The 16200-nt window shown below is 70.5% G+C and carries 13 protein-coding genes and 1 rRNA gene; 8 read left to right on the top strand and 6 right to left on the bottom strand.

All coding sequences use genetic code 11. From position 1 onward, the window contains the following. The first annotated feature begins 99 nt into the window (after window positions 1–99). Window positions 100–696 (top strand): hypothetical protein, encoded by a 597-nt coding sequence (locus ACWEOZ_RS02175; RefSeq protein ID WP_451908944.1) that lies wholly within the window; start codon window positions 100–102, stop codon window positions 694–696. Between the two features lie 7 nt (window positions 697–703). Here the strand turns inward: ACWEOZ_RS02175 and ACWEOZ_RS02170 are convergent, their stop codons facing one another. Continuing rightward, window positions 704–1492 (bottom strand): SAM-dependent methyltransferase, encoded by a 789-nt coding sequence (locus tag ACWEOZ_RS02170; protein WP_451908943.1) that lies wholly within the window; start codon window positions 1490–1492, stop codon window positions 704–706. After that, the gene (locus ACWEOZ_RS02165) at window positions 1489–2382 is read right to left on the bottom strand and encodes a helix-turn-helix domain-containing protein (RefSeq protein ID WP_451908942.1); all 894 of its coding nucleotides are present in this window, start codon (window positions 2380–2382) and stop codon (window positions 1489–1491) included. Before ACWEOZ_RS02165 ends, ACWEOZ_RS02170 begins: the two co-directional genes overlap by 4 nt. 260 nt (window positions 2383–2642) lie before the next feature. Here ACWEOZ_RS02165 and ACWEOZ_RS02160 point away from each other — a divergent pair, with 260 nt between their 5' ends. Further along, complete coding sequence (locus ACWEOZ_RS02160; protein ID WP_451908941.1) at window positions 2643–7448, top strand: ExeM/NucH family extracellular endonuclease; 4806 nt, start codon at window positions 2643–2645, stop codon at window positions 7446–7448. Between the two features lie 140 nt (window positions 7449–7588). On the opposite strand, the gene ACWEOZ_RS02155 is transcribed toward ACWEOZ_RS02160, so the two are convergent. Beyond that, window positions 7589–7990 (bottom strand): hypothetical protein, encoded by a 402-nt coding sequence (locus ACWEOZ_RS02155; protein WP_451908940.1) that lies wholly within the window; start codon window positions 7988–7990, stop codon window positions 7589–7591. A 390-nt stretch (window positions 7991–8380) separates the two neighbouring features. Here ACWEOZ_RS02155 and ACWEOZ_RS02150 point away from each other — a divergent pair, with 390 nt between their 5' ends. Together ACWEOZ_RS02150 and ACWEOZ_RS02145 are read left to right on the top strand one after the other, a co-directional pair. Then, entirely contained in the window at window positions 8381–9139 is a 759-nt protein-coding gene (locus ACWEOZ_RS02150; RefSeq protein ID WP_451908939.1) for a sugar phosphate isomerase/epimerase family protein, read from the top strand. Beyond that, window positions 9136–10236, top strand: coding sequence for a Gfo/Idh/MocA family protein (locus tag ACWEOZ_RS02145; protein WP_451908938.1), 1101 nt, complete (start codon window positions 9136–9138; stop codon window positions 10234–10236). The genes ACWEOZ_RS02150 and ACWEOZ_RS02145 overlap by 4 nt, the downstream gene beginning before the upstream one ends. Here ACWEOZ_RS02145 and ACWEOZ_RS02140 read toward each other — a convergent pair. After that, window positions 10233–10823 carry a TetR/AcrR family transcriptional regulator gene (locus ACWEOZ_RS02140; protein WP_451908937.1) on the bottom strand — a complete coding sequence of 197 codons (591 nt, stop codon included), beginning with the start codon at window positions 10821–10823 and terminating at the stop codon, window positions 10233–10235. The two genes, ACWEOZ_RS02145 and ACWEOZ_RS02140, sit on opposite strands and share 4 nt — an antisense overlap. Before the next feature lie 97 nt (window positions 10824–10920). Between ACWEOZ_RS02140 and ACWEOZ_RS02135 the strand changes: the two genes are divergently transcribed. From ACWEOZ_RS02135 to ACWEOZ_RS02120, 4 genes are all read left to right on the top strand, one after another. Then, the gene (locus ACWEOZ_RS02135) at window positions 10921–12105 is read left to right on the top strand and encodes a phytase (RefSeq protein ID WP_451908936.1); all 1185 of its coding nucleotides are present in this window, start codon (window positions 10921–10923) and stop codon (window positions 12103–12105) included. A gap of 71 nt (window positions 12106–12176) precedes the next feature. Then, on the top strand, window positions 12177–12986 hold the full coding sequence (locus ACWEOZ_RS02130; RefSeq protein WP_451908935.1) for an alpha/beta fold hydrolase: 810 nt from the start codon (window positions 12177–12179) through the stop codon (window positions 12984–12986). Next, window positions 12983–14380 carry an FAD-binding oxidoreductase gene (locus ACWEOZ_RS02125; RefSeq protein ID WP_451908934.1) on the top strand — a complete coding sequence of 466 codons (1398 nt, stop codon included), beginning with the start codon at window positions 12983–12985 and terminating at the stop codon, window positions 14378–14380. Before ACWEOZ_RS02130 ends, ACWEOZ_RS02125 begins: the two co-directional genes overlap by 4 nt. 125 nt (window positions 14381–14505) lie before the next feature. Continuing rightward, on the top strand, window positions 14506–14844 hold the full coding sequence (locus tag ACWEOZ_RS02120; RefSeq protein WP_451908933.1) for an STAS domain-containing protein: 339 nt from the start codon (window positions 14506–14508) through the stop codon (window positions 14842–14844). A gap of 37 nt (window positions 14845–14881) precedes the next feature. On the opposite strand, the gene ACWEOZ_RS02115 is transcribed toward ACWEOZ_RS02120, so the two are convergent. Together ACWEOZ_RS02115 and rrf are read right to left on the bottom strand one after the other, a co-directional pair. Beyond that, a complete protein-coding gene (locus tag ACWEOZ_RS02115) occupies window positions 14882–15721 on the bottom strand; it encodes a hypothetical protein (RefSeq protein WP_451908932.1) in 840 nt (279 codons plus the stop codon). A 197-nt stretch (window positions 15722–15918) separates the two neighbouring features. Continuing rightward, window positions 15919–16035 (bottom strand): 5S ribosomal RNA (gene rrf / locus ACWEOZ_RS02110). Window positions 16036–16200 lie beyond the last annotated feature (165 nt).

Genomic DNA, 16200 nt, shown 5'->3' with positions numbered 1-16200 from the left:
CCATCGATGGACTTGACTTTCACCACAGCGGCGGACAACCTTTAACAAGGTTTACTGAAGCGAAGGTGGAGGCCGTCCATGCAGCGACTGTCGGTGGCAATGAAGTCCTCTCTGGCGGCGTTCGCGGCCTGCCTGCTCATGGCCCCCACGGCCGCGAACGCTCACCCGCACTCCACCAGCGAGTGCGCGACCCCGTCCATCGATCGTCTCCAGCAATGGCTGGCCAGCGGCGAGGGGACCACCGTCCCGGCGACCGGCAGCCTGCTCGTGCCCACCCGCACCGGCCACCGGACCGGCTACACAGCCAAGGTCACCTTCCTGAACGCGGAGTGGCACGTCGCGGTGGTCTGGCTCGCCAACCAGTTCGAGGCCCAGGTCGACCTGTCGAATTCGCGCGGCTTCTGGCTGACCTTCAGCGCGACCGACGACCTGTACGTGCAACTGCGTCCCGCCACACATTGGAGCGGCGGCGCTCAATGGGCCACCACCATCCCCTCGACCCACGGCCGGACGGTGACCAGGTTCTTCAGCTTCCGGCCCGGGGCCTGGTCAGCCGTGCCTGAGCTCGGCGCCCCTGCCCACTCGTTCGCCGACGCGATCACTGCGGCTCGCGGGCTGGTCTTCGTCGGCAAAACCCCGAACGAGCTGACCTTCCGGGGCATGCGCTTCCACCGCTACACCCCGCCGTGCCTCTGATCGCTGCTCAGGCCGGCTTGCGACCGACCCCCACCAGGTTGTGCAGCGGCCGGGTCTCCCCCGGCTCGACGCGCCACCGGGTCACATCCACCAGGCCCGGCTCCACCAGCTCCAGACCCTCGAAGTAGCCGGCGATCTCCTCCGGGCTCCGCATCGCGTACGGCGGGTTGGCCGTGGCGTTCCAGATCTTCATGACCTCGTTCAGCTCCGGGTTGGTGTTGGTCCCGTCGACCACCACCAGATAGCTCCCCGGCGCCAAGGCGTCCATGACACTTCGCACGATGGCCGCCGCTTCCTGCGCCGACGGCAGGTGCGCCAGGATCCCCGACAGCATCAGCGCCACCGGCTTCGTGAAGTCCAGCGTGCGCCCCGCCTCCCGCAGGATCGTCGCCGTGTCGCGCAGGTCCGCGTCGATGTAGTCCGTGGCCCCTTCCGGGCCGCTGGTCAACAGCGCACGGGCGTGCATCAACACCAGGGGGTCGTAGTCGACGTAGACGATGCGGGACTCCGGGGCCACCTCCTGGGCCACCTCGTGCGTGTTGTTCGTGGTCGGCAGCCCCGTACCGATGTCCAGGAACTGCCGGATGCCGGCCTCGCCGGCCAGGTAGCGGACCGCCCGGTTCAGCACCGCGCGGTCGGCGCGGGCGATGTCGACGATGATCGGGTATTCCTTGGCGATCTGGTCGCCGAGGTCGCGGTCGACCGCGTAGTTGTCCTTGCCACCCAGCCAGTAGTTCCAGACCCGGGCCGTCTGCGGGACGGTGGTGTCGATCTGCGGCGCCTGTCCGTCGGTCATCGAGGATGCCCTTCGTCTCGGGGGGTCCGTAGTGGAGTGCGAGTGCGCAGGTCGTCGATGATCCGTTCCAGGATCCCGGCGGTGTCCCGCAGTGGCGCGGCCTCGACGAACAGGCGGTTCGCCGCATGGAAGTAGAAGTCGATGTCGGCGCGGCTGTGCAGGTACAGCGCACTGGTGAGCTGTTCGAGGTAGACCATGTCCGGCAGGTCGGGCTCCGGGAACCGCAGGATCGTGAACGAGCCGCCAGCCGTCGCGTGGCCGCCGGCGGCGAGCGGCAGCACCTGGAGCCGTACGGTCGGCGACTTGGTCACGACGGCGATCAGCGCCTCCAGCTGGTCCCGCATCACCGCCCGGCCGCCGACCGGGCGCCGCAGCGCGGCCTCGTGCACCAGGGCCCACAGTTTCGGCGGGTCGGGACGGTTGAGCACCTGCTGCTGCGCCAGCCGCTGCCGCGCCCGGCAGGGGACGAGAGCCCGGGCGTACGCCTCGGTCTGCAGCAGGCCCGGCACGGACTGCACCTCGTAGGTCCGGATCAGCGACGCCCTCGCTTGCAGGCTCAGGTATCGCTGGAACCAGTTCGGTGTCACGTCACTGTAGGAATGCGAGCGGCCCGGCGCGTTGGCCTCACGGACCCGCGCCAGCAGTGCCGCCCGTTCGTGAGCGCCGTAGAGGCCGTAGAGCGACAGCAGAGCGAGGACGTCGCGCTCGTCGAGGGCGGCCCGGCCCAGCTCCATGGCGGTGATCGCCGGCTCCGCGAGGTGCAGCGGAGCGCCGGCCTCGGCCCGGCTCCGGCCACTGTCCTCGCGCAACTGCCGCAGGTAGGCCCCGACGAGAACGCGCACGGCTGAGGGGGTGTCGCCCGCCCCGTCCCGCTGGGGTGATGTCTCCACCGCGCACCTCCGGCCGCTTTCCGAAGCCAGCATGCCACCGGAATTCACCCGAAACCAGTACACGCAAGACGGCCTCATCAAGCCGGGGCGATCCATCTCGTATGCCTGTTCGTTACCTTAACGAGCGTTGATCGTCATTGGACCTGCTTACGCTCCGGCGCATCACCTCGGAAGGACACCATTAAATGCGTCGATATCTGCCCGCAGCCGGGATCGCTCCGCGATCCCGGTCAGGGCGTCACGCTCTCGGTGCGGCGTTCGTGGCCACCACCCTCGGCCTCGGTCTCACCGGTCCGGCTCATGCCGCGGCAGCGCCGACCCGCGCCGCGGAAACAACGCCGGTACGCGCCGCGGAAGCAGCGCCGGGACCATTCATCAGCGAAATTCACTACGACAATTCCGGCGCCGACAGCGGTGAGGCCGTCGAGATCGAGGCGCCCGCCGGCTTCGATCTTTCCGGCTGGCAGATCGTGCTCTACAACGGCAACGGTGGCGTGGTCTACGACGCCGACCCGCTCGCCGGGACCGTACCGGCCGCGGGTGTGGTCGTGCAGCGGTATCCGGTGGACGGCATCCAGAACGGCCCGGACGGCGTGGCCCTGGTGAACCCGGCCGGCGCGGTCGCCGAGTTCCTCACTTACGAGGGAGCCTTCCCCGCGACCGCCGGGCCGGCGGCCGGCACCACCGGTGCCGACATCGGCGTCTCCGAGGGGCAGAGCACCACCGCGGCCGACTCACTACAGAAGATCGACGGTGTCTGGAAGGCGCCGGCGGCCAACACCTTCGGCGTACGCAACACCGCCGCGCCGGATCCCGGTCCGGACCCGGCTCCGGGCTGCACCGTCGCAGTCGACCACACCATCGCCGAGGTGCAGGGCACCGGCGCCGCCACCACGCTGGCCGGCACTCGGGTCACCGTCGAGGGTGTCGTGACCGCCGACCACCGCACCGGTGGCTACAGCGGCATCTACGTGCAGACCGCGGGCAGTGGTGGCGATCGCCCGGTCGCCGCGGGTACGGCCTCCGACGCCGTCTTCGTCTACCTGCCCACGGGCACGGCTCCCACGGTCGCCCTCGGCGACCTGGTCCGCGTCAGTGGCACGGCAAACGAGTTCAACGCGTTCACCCAGCTCAGCATCGCGGCCAAGACCGACGTGCAGGTCTGCGCGCACGACGCGCCGCGCCCGGCGCCCGTGCCGCTGAGCCTGCCGCTGGCCGACGACGCCCGCGAGTCCGCCGAGGGCATGCTGGTCGCGCCGGTCGGGGCGTTCACCGTCTCCGACGTCTACAACACCAACCGGTACGGCGAGATCGTGCTCGCCGCCGGCCACGCCCCGGCCCGCGTGCCGACCGACGTGGCCCGCCCCGGCACCGAGGCCGCGGCCCAGGTCAAGGCTGCGAACAAGCTCGGCCGGATCCTGCTCGACGACGGGCGCACGACGAACCTGGCCTCGGCCGGCCTGGCCCCGCCGTACCTGTCCAAGACCGACCCGGTCCGCGTGGGTGACACCGTCGAATCGTTCGGTCCCGCGGTCCTGGGCTTCGGGTTCAGCGAGTGGCGGCTGCAGCCGACCATCCCGGTCGACGCGGCCACCCCGCCCGCGGCGCGCACGACGTTCAAGGACACCAACCCGCGCACCGCGGCGCCCGCCGCGGTCGGCGGTGACATCAAGCTGGCCAGCTTCAACGTGCTCAACTACTTCGTCCACTTCGGTGGCGAGGCGCGCGGTGCGACCGACGCGGCCGCGCTGGCCAAGCAGCAAACCAAGATCGTCTCGGCGATCACCGCGCTGGACGCCGACGTGGTCGCGCTGATGGAGATCGAGAACTCGGTCCGGTTCGAGCCCGACAACCCGCAGCTGGCGCTCAAGACGCTGGTCGGCGCGCTGAACACGGTCGACGGCGCGGGCACCTGGGACTACGTACGGTCGCCGGCGGAGCTGCCGGCCGCCGCGCAGCAGGACCTCATCACCACGGCGATCATCTTCAAGCCGGCCAAGGTCACCCCGAAGGGCGCGGCCCGGTCGATCAACGACGAGTCGGTGTGGTCGAACGCCCGTGAGCCGATCGCGCAGACGTTCACCTCCGGCGCGATCACCTTCACCGTCGTGGCCAACCACTTCAAGTCCAAGAGCGCCTCGACCCCGCCGAGCGGCGACAACGTCGACAGCGGGGACGGCCAGGGCCCGTACAACGGCGACCGGGTCCGGCAGGCGAACTCGCTGGCCGGCTTCGTCGACCAGCTGAAGGCCGGCAGCGGCAGCGACCAGGTGCTGCTGCTCGGCGACTTCAACTCCTACACCCGCGAAGACCCGATGCAGGCCCTGTACGACAAGGGCTTCACCGACGTGCACACGACCGGCGCGCCGGACAAGTACTCGTACGTCTTCGGCGGCGAGACCGGCTCCCTCGACCACGGGCTGGCCACCGCCTCGCTCGCCGAGCGGGTCACCGGCGTCGACATCTGGAACATCAACTCCGTCGAGTCGTACGCCTACGAGTACGACGTCTACGCACCGTTCTACGACGCCGGTCCGTACCGGGCCAGCGACCACGACCCGGTGGTGATCGGCCTCGAGACCGGGCTGACCAAGCCGGTCGACCTGCAGCTGCTCAGCATCAACGACTTCCACGGCCGGCTCGAGTCGCCGTCCACCGTGGGCGGTCAGCCCGTCGGTGGCGCCGCTCAGCTCGTCGGGCTGGTCAACCAGCTGCGCGCGGCCAACCCGAACACCGCGTGGGTCTCCGCCGGTGACAACATCGGGGCGTCGACGTTCGTCTCGGCCATCGACAACGACAACCCGACCCTGGACGTGCTGAACGCCGGCGGGCTGAACGTCGCCGCGGTCGGCAACCACGAGTTCGACAAGGGCCTGGCCGACCTGGTGGGCCGGGTCGAGGACCGGGCGAAGTTCCCGTACCTGGCGGCCAACGTCTACCAGGACGGCAAGCGGGTGCTGCCGGGCTACTCCGTGCAGAGCCTGGGCGGCGTCAAGGTCGGCTACATCGGCGTGGTGACCGAGCAGACCGCTTCGCTGGTCGCACCGGGCGGCATCGCCGGGGTCGAGTTCCGTGACCCGGTGGCCGAGGCGAACAAGCTCGCCACCGAGCTGTCCGACGGCAACGAGGCCAACGGGGAGGCCGACGTCCTGGTGCTGCTGGCCCACGAGGGCGCCGCGTCGGAGCACATCGGCTCGGCCGCCGAGCTGGCCGCCGACCCCGTCTTCGGTAAGTACACCCAGGTCAGCCCTGAGATCGACGCCATCCTCAGCGGGCACACCCACCAGCCGTACGCGTTCCAGGTGCCGGTCCCCGGCACGTCGCGGACGCGGCCGGTCATCCAGGCCGAGGACTACGGCGTCAAGCTCGGCAAGGCCGTACTCACCTACGACCCGGCCACCCAGGCAGTGACCGCATCCACGGCTGAGCTGCTCCCGGTCACGGGTGTCACGCCGGATCCGGCGATCGCCGACCTCGTGGCCAAGGCGAAGGCCAACGCCGCTGAGCTCGGCAAGCAGACCCTGGGCAAGATCACCGGGGACATCCTGCGCGGCTACACCGCCGCCGGGAACGAGGACCGCGGCGTCGAGTCGGTGCTGGGCAATTTCATCGCCGACGTCCAGCTGGACCAGACCCGCGAGGCCGGCCGGGGCGGGGCGCAGATCGCCCTGATGAACCCGGGTGGCCTGCGGTCCGACCTCAAGTACGGCACCGACGGCACGGTCACCTACGCCGACGCGTTCGCCGTGCAGCCGTTCGCCAACGACGTCATCACCCAGACGCTGACCGGCGCCGACATCAAGCTGGCGCTGGAGCAGCAGTGGCAGCCGGCCGGGGCGTCCCGTCCGGTGCTGCACCTGGGTGTGTCGAAGGGGCTCACCTACTCCTACGACGCCGCCCAGCCGCAGGGTCAGCGGATCATCGCCTCGTCGCTGAAGCTCAACGGGGTCACGCTGAACCCGGCGGGCACCTACCGGGTGACGACGAACTCGTTCCTGGCCACCGGCGGTGACAACTTCGCCGCCCTGGCCGGGGGCAGCAACAAGGTGACGACCGGCGACAACGACCTGACGATGCTGGTCAGCTACTTCGCCGCGCACACGCCGGTCACAGCCGACCCGGCGCCGCGGGCCACCGCGGGCGTGTCGGACTCCACCGCGCCGACGGGCACCTTCACCCTGAACGCGGCGACGCTCTGGCCCGGCCAGACGGTCACCCTGACCCAGACCGCACTGACCGACGACGTGAGTGCGCCGGCGGGCATCAGGCGGGTCGTCACCTGGGGTGACGGCAGCGCGCCGCAGACCCTGGCGGCCGGCGCGACCACCGCGACCCACACCTATGCGGCCGCCGGCAGCTTCCCGGTGTCGGTCGCGCTGACCGACGAGGCGGGCAACACCGCGGTGGCCGGCTTCACCGGTCCGTCCAGGGTGGTCGTCGCGGCGCAGCCGGGCCGGTACGCCCTGGATCGCAGGTCGATCTGGGCGAGCCAGCCGGTCAAGCTCAGCCTCAGCGGCGTGAGCCAGGCCAAGAAGGTTTCCGTGGCCTGGGGCGACGGCGCGACCTCGGTGATGTCGCCGAACGTCGGCAGCGCGGCGCACGTCTACCCGAAGGCCGGCACGTTCACGGTCAAGGTGACGCTGTTCAACCAGGCCGGGGCCGGCACGCCGGTCACGGTCGGCTCGGTCAAGGTCACCAAGGACACCTACAAGCCGGTCGTGACGTTCAACGTGCCGAAGAACGCCGGCAAGGCGTCCGCCTGGTCGAAGATCACGGGTACGGCGACCGACAAGGGCGTCGGGGTGGCCCGGGTCCGGGTGAAGCTGATCGAGCAGCGCAACGGCAAGTGGTACTACTACACCGGCCGTACCTGGGTGAAGACCTCCTCGAAGAGTAAGGCCTCGGCCAAGGCCACGGTCTTCACCGTGACGCCGACCGCCCGGGGCACCTGGAGTCTCGGCCTCAAGGGCGTCAAGAAGGGCAGCCTGACGGTCACCTACTGGGGCTCCGACAAGGTCGGTAACACGTCGGCCGGCAAGAGCTATACGCGGAAGATCACCAAGTAAGGCCGTACCGGAAAAGGAAGGCCCCGACCGCCCGGTCGGGGCCTTCCGCCGTGCTCGGACACCGAACGGGGAAAAGGGCGTCGCCGGCCCGCGGAGACCGCGAGCCGGCGACGTTGTGTCGGGTCAGTTGGCGCTGAGGGTCAGCGACGCGGGCGGTTCCAGTGGCCGCCACCGTCGTTGTCGTTGTCGTCCCAGTTGCCACCACCGTTGTGGTGGTCCCAGTCGCCGCCGCCGTGCCAGTCACGCTCGACGTCGAGACGCCAGATCACCCGGAAGCCACGGCGCACGCGCTCGCACTCGTAGTCGTCCCAGCGGTCGAAGCGCTCGCCGATCCGGCCGACCCGCTCGCACTGCAGGCGCGTGCGGTAGTAGCCGGCGACCCAGTCACGGTCACGGTCGCCGTGGTTCCCCGCCTGCTGCTGCGTGGCGGACGTGGCTCCCTGGGCGGCCGACGAGGACGCCGCGGCGGGGCCGGCAGCCATCGTCGCACCGGCGACCAGCGCCATTCCGGTCATGGCCAGCATTCGTGTTGCCTTACTCATGGAACCACCTTTTCTCGGCAGGTTTATTGCTAGATCCACAGAATCATGATCCAGTGCCGGAATTGTGGAACTACGTCCACATTAACCCGATTAGGTGATCATCCGTGTCGCCGGCATACCGTGCGAAAACCCGAAAATTGTTTCCCGCATCGACTAATCCACCGAACGGCCGATGAGCGCTCAACCAGCGGTCACTACGCCTCATACTTTCGGCCTATTAGGACCGGTTCATACCCATTGTCGAGGCAATCAATCGCCTCTTATTGCCGACGAAATAGCGCCGACCGATAAACGGAGCGGGATCGCGCCGAATTACTTGATCAAGGAAGCACTCTCTGGCGTCAATTTTGACCAGCTGGTAGAAAAGATGAAGACCGCATGGAGGTAGCGATGAGCAAGCTTTCCGTCCAGCTGTACTCAGTCCGAGACGCCTTCGCCCACGACCCCGCCGGCACCCTCACCCGGCTCGCCGGCCTCGGCTTCACCCAGGTCGAACCGTACGGCGTGCGGGAGAACCTCGCCGTGCTGCGCACCGCCCTGCCGGCAAACGGCCTGACCGCGCCGACCGCCCACGCCAAGCTCCTCGGCGACGACGTCGACCGGCCCGCGGTGTTCGCCGCCGCGGCTGAGCTGGGCATCGGCACCGTCATCGAGCCGATGGTCGAGGCGGCCCGCTGGCAGCACGCCGACGACATCGCGGCCACCGCGGCCGCGCTCAACAACGCCGCCAAGATCGCCGCCGAACACGGCGTGACCGTCGGCTACCACAACCACTTCTGGGAGCTGGAGTCCCGGATCGGCGACCGCACTGCCTTCGAGGTCCTCGCCGGCCACCTCGACCCCGCCCTCGTCCTCGAGGTCGACACCTACTGGGCCACGGCCGGCGGCGCGGAGGCGCCGGCCCTGCTGCGCCGCCTCGGCGACCGGGTACGCGCGCTCCACGTGAAGGACGGCGACCTCGCCACCGACGGCTCCGGTCAGGTCCCCGCCGGTCAGGGCCGGGTGCCCGTCCTCGAGGTCCTGGCCGCTGCGCCGCAAGCCCTGCGCGTCATCGAGTTCGACCGCTGCGACGGGGACATCTTCACCGCGCTGGGCGCCAGTCTGGCGTTCCTGCGCGACCACGAGCAGCAGGACGGGGAGCAGCGGTGAGCGACGGAGCGGCCCGGGTCGGCGTCATCGGGGCCGGCACGATCAGCGAGACGTACCTGCGCAATCTGACCAGCTTTCCGGATCTCGACGTCCGCATGGTCGCCGACCTGGACACCGCCCGGGCCGCCACGCAGGCGGCCAAGCACGGGATCCCCGCGGCGGGCACGGTCCAGGAGCTGCTCGCCGACCCGGCGATCGAGCTCGTCGTCAACCTCACCATCCCGGCCGCGCACGTCGACGTGGGTCTGGCCGCCCTGGAGGCGGGCAAGCACGTGTGGGCGGAGAAGCCGCTTGCCCTGGACCGCCCGTCGGCCCGCAAGCTCCTGGACCGGGCCCGTGAGCTGGACCTGCGGGTGGCCAGCGCACCGGACACAGTGCTCGGTGCGGGCCTGCAGACCGCGCGGCGGGCCGTCGACGCCGGCCGGATCGGTGAGCCGCGGACGGCGCTGGCCCTCTTCCAGTCGCCCGGGCCGGAGAGCTGGCATCCCGCGCCGGAGTTCCTGTTCCAGACCGGCGGCGGTCCCCTGCTCGACATGGGGCCGTACTACCTGACCGCCCTGGTGCAGCTGCTGGGACCGATCGGCCGGGTCACCGCGACCGGCGGACGGGCCCGCGAGACCCGGGTGATCGGCTCCGGCCCCCGAGCCGGTACGGAGTTCCCGGTCACCGTCCCGACCACCGTCACCGCTCTGCTGGAGTTCACCCGGGGCGGCTCCGCGCAGGTGGTGCTGACCTTCGACTCGGCCCTGCCCCGGACCACGCTGGAGGTCGCCGGCACGCTCGGCACCGCCGTCCTGCCGGATCCGAACAGGTTCGACGGCCCGACCCGGCTGCACCTGCTGGCCGGCGGCGACCCGCAGGAACTGGCGGCACAGGGGCATCCGGCCTCGCGCGGCACCGGCGTCCTCGAGCTGGCCCGCTCCATCCGGGCCGGCGTGCCGGAACGCGCCTCGGGCGCGCTCGCCTACCACGTGCTCGACGCGATGCAGTCCATCGAGGAGTCCATCGCCGACCGGCGGCCGGTGGTCGTGCAGAGCACAGCCGACACGCCACCTGCCCTGCCGGCCGACTGGGATCCCTACGCCCGGACCCTCTAGTCCAGCGGAACGGTGATCAGGGCCTGGACGTAGGAACGCAGCGCGCCGACCAGGTCGACCGCGCTGCCGTTGGACAGCCACTGCACCTGGAGGCCGTCCATCAGGGCGACCAGGTTGAGGCCCGCGTGCTCGGGGTCGACGCCGGCGCGCAGTTCACCCTGCCCGGCCAGCACCCGGAACGAGGCAGTCGCGTAGTCGCGGGCCATCCGGTAGTGCCGTTCGAAGTAGTCGTGCGCGGGATGGTCCGCCGCGACTGCTTCGGCGGCCAGCCGGGCGTACACGTCGACGATGCCGGGGTGCCGGACGTTGTGCTCGGCCAGCGCGACCAGGTGGGCCAGCGCCTCCCGGCCGGGCGGCACGGCCAGGCGCTCCCGCTCGGTGTCCTGCGCGTCCCGGCGCTCCAGCACGGCGGCGAGCAGCGACTCCTTGGTCGGGAAGTAGTACAGCAGGCCGGCGTGGGTGATGCCGACGCGGCGGGCGATCTCACGCAGGGACGAGCCGTGGTAGCCGGTCTCCGCGTACACGGCGACGGCCGTCGTGATGATGTCCTCCCGACGGATCCGGCCCTTCAGATAACCCCCGGTCACCCGGCCATCATGCCGTACGGGCAGCGCATCGACCGTTCATCACCAGGGTGACCGCGCGCCACCGTACGGTCATCGGAACCCAGCAGGCTCGCAGGCCATGCGCCGTACCCTCGCTCTGATCCTGGCCACCACCGTGGCCCTGCCCGCCCTCACCGGCCCCGCCCGGGCTGCTGTCAAGCAGCCGGGCGACAAGCAGGTCACCGCCCGCGCCGAGACGCCCGCCCTGTTCGACGACGAGGCCGGCGGTGACGCCGACGCCGACGACCCCGCCATCTGGGTGCACCCGAGCGACCGGGCCCGCAGCCTGGTGATCGGCACCGCCAAGAACGGTGGCCTGCGGGTCTACGACCTGGCGGGCCGCGAGGTGCAGGCGATCGCCACCCCGGCCGGCGGTCGTTTCAACAACGTGGACGTGGTCACCGGCTTCCGCCTCGGCGGGCGCCGCACCGACCTCGCCGTGGTCACCGACCGCGGTCGCGACCAGTTGCGTTTCTACCGCATCGATCCGGCCACCAGCCGGCTCGCGGACGTCACGGTCGCCGACCCGCCGCTGCTGTTCTCCGCCGACCAGGCCGAGGTCGAGGAACAGGCCACCGGCTACGGCCTGGCCACGCGCGGCGATCTGGCCGTGGTCAGCCGCCGGCACACCACCCGGCTCGGCTTCTTCCGCCTGCGGGCCTCCGGAGGCAAGGTCACCTACACCAGGCGCGAGACGCTGGACCTGCCCGACAGCTTCCGGCTGCCGAACGGGACGACCTGGCGGCCGTGCGGCGACCCGGGCGAGGACCCGCAGGTGGAGGGCATGGTGATCGACGCGCGGGCGGGTGTGCTCTACGCCAGCCAGGAGGACGTCGGCCTGTGGCGCATCGATCTGCGGACCAAGCGCCGGTCGATGGTCGAACGCGTCGCCGAGTACGGCGTCCCGTACAGCGCCGACTGCACGCTCGACACCGGGAACGACCCCGGCTACGGCGGCCGCATCCACGCCGACGTCGAGGGCGCCACGCTCTACGAGGACTACCTGCTGGTGTCCGGCCAGGGCGACAGCCGTTTCTTCGTCTACGACCGCCGGACGAACCGCCCGCTGACCAGCTTCACCGTGGTCGACGGGCCGGCCACAGACGGTGTCCAGCACTCCGACGGGGCCGCCGCCACCTCCGCCGGGCTGCCCGGCTACCCGCAGGGCCTGCTGGTCCTGCACGACGGCGAGAACACTCCGGACGGCGGGCGGGTCAGCACCGACTTCAAGTTCGTCGACTGGCGCTCGCTCGGCCTGCGGTGATCACCGCCCGGGCGCTGATCCCCCGGGCAGTTCCTCCAGCGCCTGCCGTGAGCCCGCCGTAGTGTCGAGGCATGTCGACGATCGCCACCAGCGACGGGGTCAACCTGCACTACACCGACGAGGGCGGTGGACAGCCGGTCGTGCTCATCGCCGGCTTCACCGCCTCGGCCGAGACCTGGGAGCTGCAGCGCCGGGCCCTGCTCGGCGCCGGCCACCGGGTGCTCGGCCTGGACCGGCGCTCGCACGGCGGTTCGGACAATCCCGCGTACGGGCAGCGGATGGCCCGGCACGGCAAGGACATCCGCGACTTCCTCGACGCCACCGGCCTGGACCAGGTTGTCCTGGTCGGTGGCTCGATGGGCGCGAGCGCGATCTGGGCCTACTACGACCTGTTCGGCGCCGACCGGCTGCGCGGCGTCGTCACCGTCGACCAGACCCCGAAGATGGTCAACGACGAGGTCTGGTCGTACGGCTTCTACGGCCTCACCCGGCACAACCTCGGCACGTTCTTCGAGGACGGCGTGCCGGACACCGGCCGGGGCCTGCCAGTGGCCGAGTCGGTGCGGCGACTGGGCCGGCTGATCGAGGCGCTGGGCCGGGTGCCGCAGATGAGCGACGCCCGCGCCCCGCAGACCTGGCCGCTGCTGCAGGACCACGCCGAGCAGGACTGGCGTGACGTGGTGGCCCGGGTGGCAGTGCCGAGTCTGTTCATCGCCGGCCGCGACAGCCAGCTGTGGCCCTGCGAGCACGCCACTGCGGCGGCCGCGACGAACTCACGGGCGGCCGCCCTGATCATCGAGGACAGCGGCCACGCGGCCGCCATCGACCAGCCCGACCTGGTCAACGAGGCGCTGCTCAAGTTCCTGGCCGGCCTGGCATGACCGGCTCCCTGGCCGCGGACCTGCCCGGCCTGGACCTGATCGTCGACCCGGACGTCCTCGATTCCCTCAGCCACGACGACGCCGAGTGGGCCCCGGCGGGCCGGCCGGTCGGCGCGATCCGAGCCCGCAGCACGGAAGAGGTGAGCGCCATCGTCGCGGCTTGCGCGGCCCGGGGCATCCCGGTGATCGCGCGCGGAGCCGGCACGGGTCTGTCGGGCGGGGCGAACGCGGTCGACGGCAGCCTGATCCTCGACCTGACCCGGATGAACAAGATCCTGGAGATCGACCCGGACAACATGATCGCGGTGGTCCAGCCCGGCGTCGTCAACAACGACCTGAAGGCGGCGGTCGCGGCCCACGGCCTCTGGTATCCACCCGATCCGGCCAGCGCGCCCTGGTCGACCATCGGCGGCAACGTGGCGACGAACGCGGGCGGCCTGTGCTGCCTGAAATACGGCGTGACCCGCGACTACGTGCTCGGCCTGCAGGCCGTCGTGGGCGGGCCGGCCGGCGCATACGGTACGGCGGTGCGCCTCGGCCACCGCACGACGAAGGGTGTGGCCGGCTACGACCTGGTCAGCCTGTTCGTCGGGGCCGAGGGAACGCTGGGGGTCGTCACCGAGGTCACGTTGCGGCTGCGTCCGGCTCGCGCTGCTGCCCCCCGTACCGTGGTGGGGGCTTTCGACAGCATCGTCGCCGCCGGCGACGCGGTGGCCGCGACCACCCGGATGGGCCTGCTCCCCACAGCGCTGGAGCTGCTGGACCGGGCGTGCCTTCAGGCGGTGGAGGAATGGAAGCATCTGGGCCTGTCCGCGACGGCCGAGGCCCTGCTGCTGGCACAGATCGACACGCCAGGAGAGTCAGGCCAGTCCGAAGCGGACGCCCTGGCCCAGGTCTTCCGCGACGCGGGCGCGCAGTGGGCCGAGCAGTCCACCGACGAGTTCGAGGCGGAGGCGCTGTTCGCCGCGCGCCGGCTGGCCTATCCGGCGATGGAAAGGCTGGGCCCGGTGCTGACCGAAGACGTCTGCGTGCCCAGATCCGCGGTGCCGACAATGCTGGCGTCAATTGAGGAAAGCGCGGCCCGGCACGGAGTGGCGATCGCGACGATCGCGCACGCGGGGGACGGAAATCTGCACCCGCTGATCCGGACGCCGGTGGATGATGAGGCGGCCCGGGAGGCGGCGCAGGCGGCATTCGAGGAGATCCTGGCGGCGGCCATCGGGCTGGGCGGCACGGTGACCGGCGAGCACGGGGTGGGCTTGCTGAAGCGGCGAGGGATGCGTCAGGAGCTGGAGGAACCGGTGCTGGCGATGATGCAGGCGGTGAAGCAGACCCTGGACCCGCAGAACCTCTTCAACCCCGGCAAGGTAACCGGCGACCCGGACCTGCCCTAGCCGCCTCCCTTTGCCTCTTTCTCCCCTTCCTCGCTCGTGAATTGGCACAAACGGCCGGTCGACGGGCCGCGGGAACCGTCATACGCTGACCGCCCGGCGAACGCTGGGTGACGGACGGCAGACCCATGTCGGACACCGCGGTCGACGTCCGGACGGAAGCGGACGGAAGCGTGGTGGTCCAGCCCCACGGCCCGATGGGGACGGACTGCGCGGTGCAGTTCCGCCAGATCCTGGTGCACGCGGTCCGGAAGGTCCGCCCGCTGCACCTGATAGTGGACCTGAGCGACGTGCCGGACGTGGACCCGATCAACCTGGGAACTCTGGCGGCGCTGTGTGACCTGGCGGACGACCACGAGGTGGTCGTGTTCATGGAAAACCTGTCCGCCGAGGTCGCGACCCAGTTGACTGCGGCAGGCGTGCCACCGCAACGGTTCCGGTCTACCGGGCAGCCCGCGGTCGGCTGACCGTCACGCCGCATCCGCGCCCGCGCCGCAGGTGGGGTCAGCTGCGGGCGACGGTTACCGAGGAGACGCCGCTGGTGGCGTCGATGTCGAAGCGGTCAGCGGCCGAATCCCAGCCAGGCGCGGCGTAGACCGCGCCGCCGGGCACCCCGGACTTGGTCTGCCCGTCCACCGTGACCTCGCCGGCCCCGTTCTTCGCGGCGACCCGAACGGGCGCCACGCCGGTGAGGTTCACAACCAGCTGGCTGGCGCCACCGCCGAGAACGACCCGCTGAGTGCCACTGGCCGCCGGCAGCCACACCTCGGCCCGGCTGGTGCCGGCCACGAAGTCGACATCGCCCCCAGGTCCGCCCTTGAGGTCAACGGCCTGGTCGCTGGCACCGCCGGCCAGCCGCACACTCCAGCGCACGTCGTCGCTGAGCACCACGGTGACCAGCGCCGGACCGGTGAGCCCGGTGTCCCGCAGCCCGGCGACAACGGCAGGCCCGCCACCATTGACCTTGGGCACCACCTTGGACTGCGCCGGCGTGGAGACCTCATAAAGATCAGGACCAAGATCCCCGACCGTCACCCGTACGACGTCAGCAGCGTTCACGAGCGAGAAGGTCGCCGGCTTGTTCTTGAGGGCGGAAACGGCCCCGCCGCGGACGACATGGTCAGGTTCGCTGGGTGCGGCCTGTCCGATGCCGGGCAGTCCGAGACCGGTGCCGGACCCGGGCCAGGTGGCAACCGGACCGGGAACCCCGTCGGACTCGTCAGGCACGACATAGCGAGGCTGATGGGCCGGGTTGTAGTCCCGTCCGCCACCGTCGGCAGCGGAACAGCCGGCCAGCAGACCCACGGCCACGGCGAACGCTCCCACCCGGACAATCACGTCCACCTATTACCCACCGCCTCCGTCGACTACACGACCACCCCGCCAGACTCCATCACGCCACCTCCGGCTACGCAACGGGTCCGCGCGGGCCTTCAAGACTCCAGAGACACAAAAGAGCTCACCCCGGCCAGGGGTGAGCTCCATACGCGCATACAGAAAAGGCCCACACCATCTCTGGTGTGGGCCTTTCCCAACGTTAAGTCCGGCGGCGTCCTACTCTCCCACACCCTCCCGAGTGCAGTACCATCGGCGCTGGAGGGCTTAGCTTCCGGGTTCGGAATGAGACCGGGCGTTTCCCCTCCGCTATAACCACCGAAACAGCTATCAGCGACACAACCAACACTCCAACACCCCCAGGCTAAGCCGGCTTACGGCTTGCTCACCCCGGGGGTGGGGTGGTTGTTTGCTGTGAATCACACAGTGGACGCGGTCGAACATCAAGTTTGGTGTAGTTAAGCCCTCGGCCTATTAGTACCGGTCGA

Source organism: Actinoplanes sp. NPDC004185 (assembly GCF_053603475.1).
The sequence above is the reverse complement of the archived record's forward strand: the minus strand, read 5'-3'. Positions and strand labels throughout refer to the sequence as shown.

What these genes read in the sequence shown, in the direction of transcription:
- ACWEOZ_RS02175 (WP_451908944.1), top strand. Translation starts at nt 100, where the DNA reads ATGAAGTCCTCTCTGGCGGCGTTCGCGGCCTGCCTGCTCATGGCCCCC.
- ACWEOZ_RS02170 (WP_451908943.1), bottom strand. Translation starts at nt 1,492, where the DNA reads ATGACCGACGGACAGGCGCCGCAGATCGACACCACCGTCCCGCAGACG.
- ACWEOZ_RS02120 (WP_451908933.1), top strand. Translation starts at nt 14,506, where the DNA reads ATGTCGGACACCGCGGTCGACGTCCGGACGGAAGCGGACGGAAGCGTG.
- ACWEOZ_RS02150 (WP_451908939.1), top strand. Translation starts at nt 8,381, where the DNA reads ATGAGCAAGCTTTCCGTCCAGCTGTACTCAGTCCGAGACGCCTTCGCC.
- ACWEOZ_RS02135 (WP_451908936.1), top strand. Translation starts at nt 10,921, where the DNA reads ATGCGCCGTACCCTCGCTCTGATCCTGGCCACCACCGTGGCCCTGCCC.
- ACWEOZ_RS02125 (WP_451908934.1), top strand. Translation starts at nt 12,983, where the DNA reads ATGACCGGCTCCCTGGCCGCGGACCTGCCCGGCCTGGACCTGATCGTC.
- ACWEOZ_RS02130 (WP_451908935.1), top strand. Translation starts at nt 12,177, where the DNA reads ATGTCGACGATCGCCACCAGCGACGGGGTCAACCTGCACTACACCGAC.
- ACWEOZ_RS02155 (WP_451908940.1), bottom strand. Translation starts at nt 7,990, where the DNA reads ATGAGTAAGGCAACACGAATGCTGGCCATGACCGGAATGGCGCTGGTC.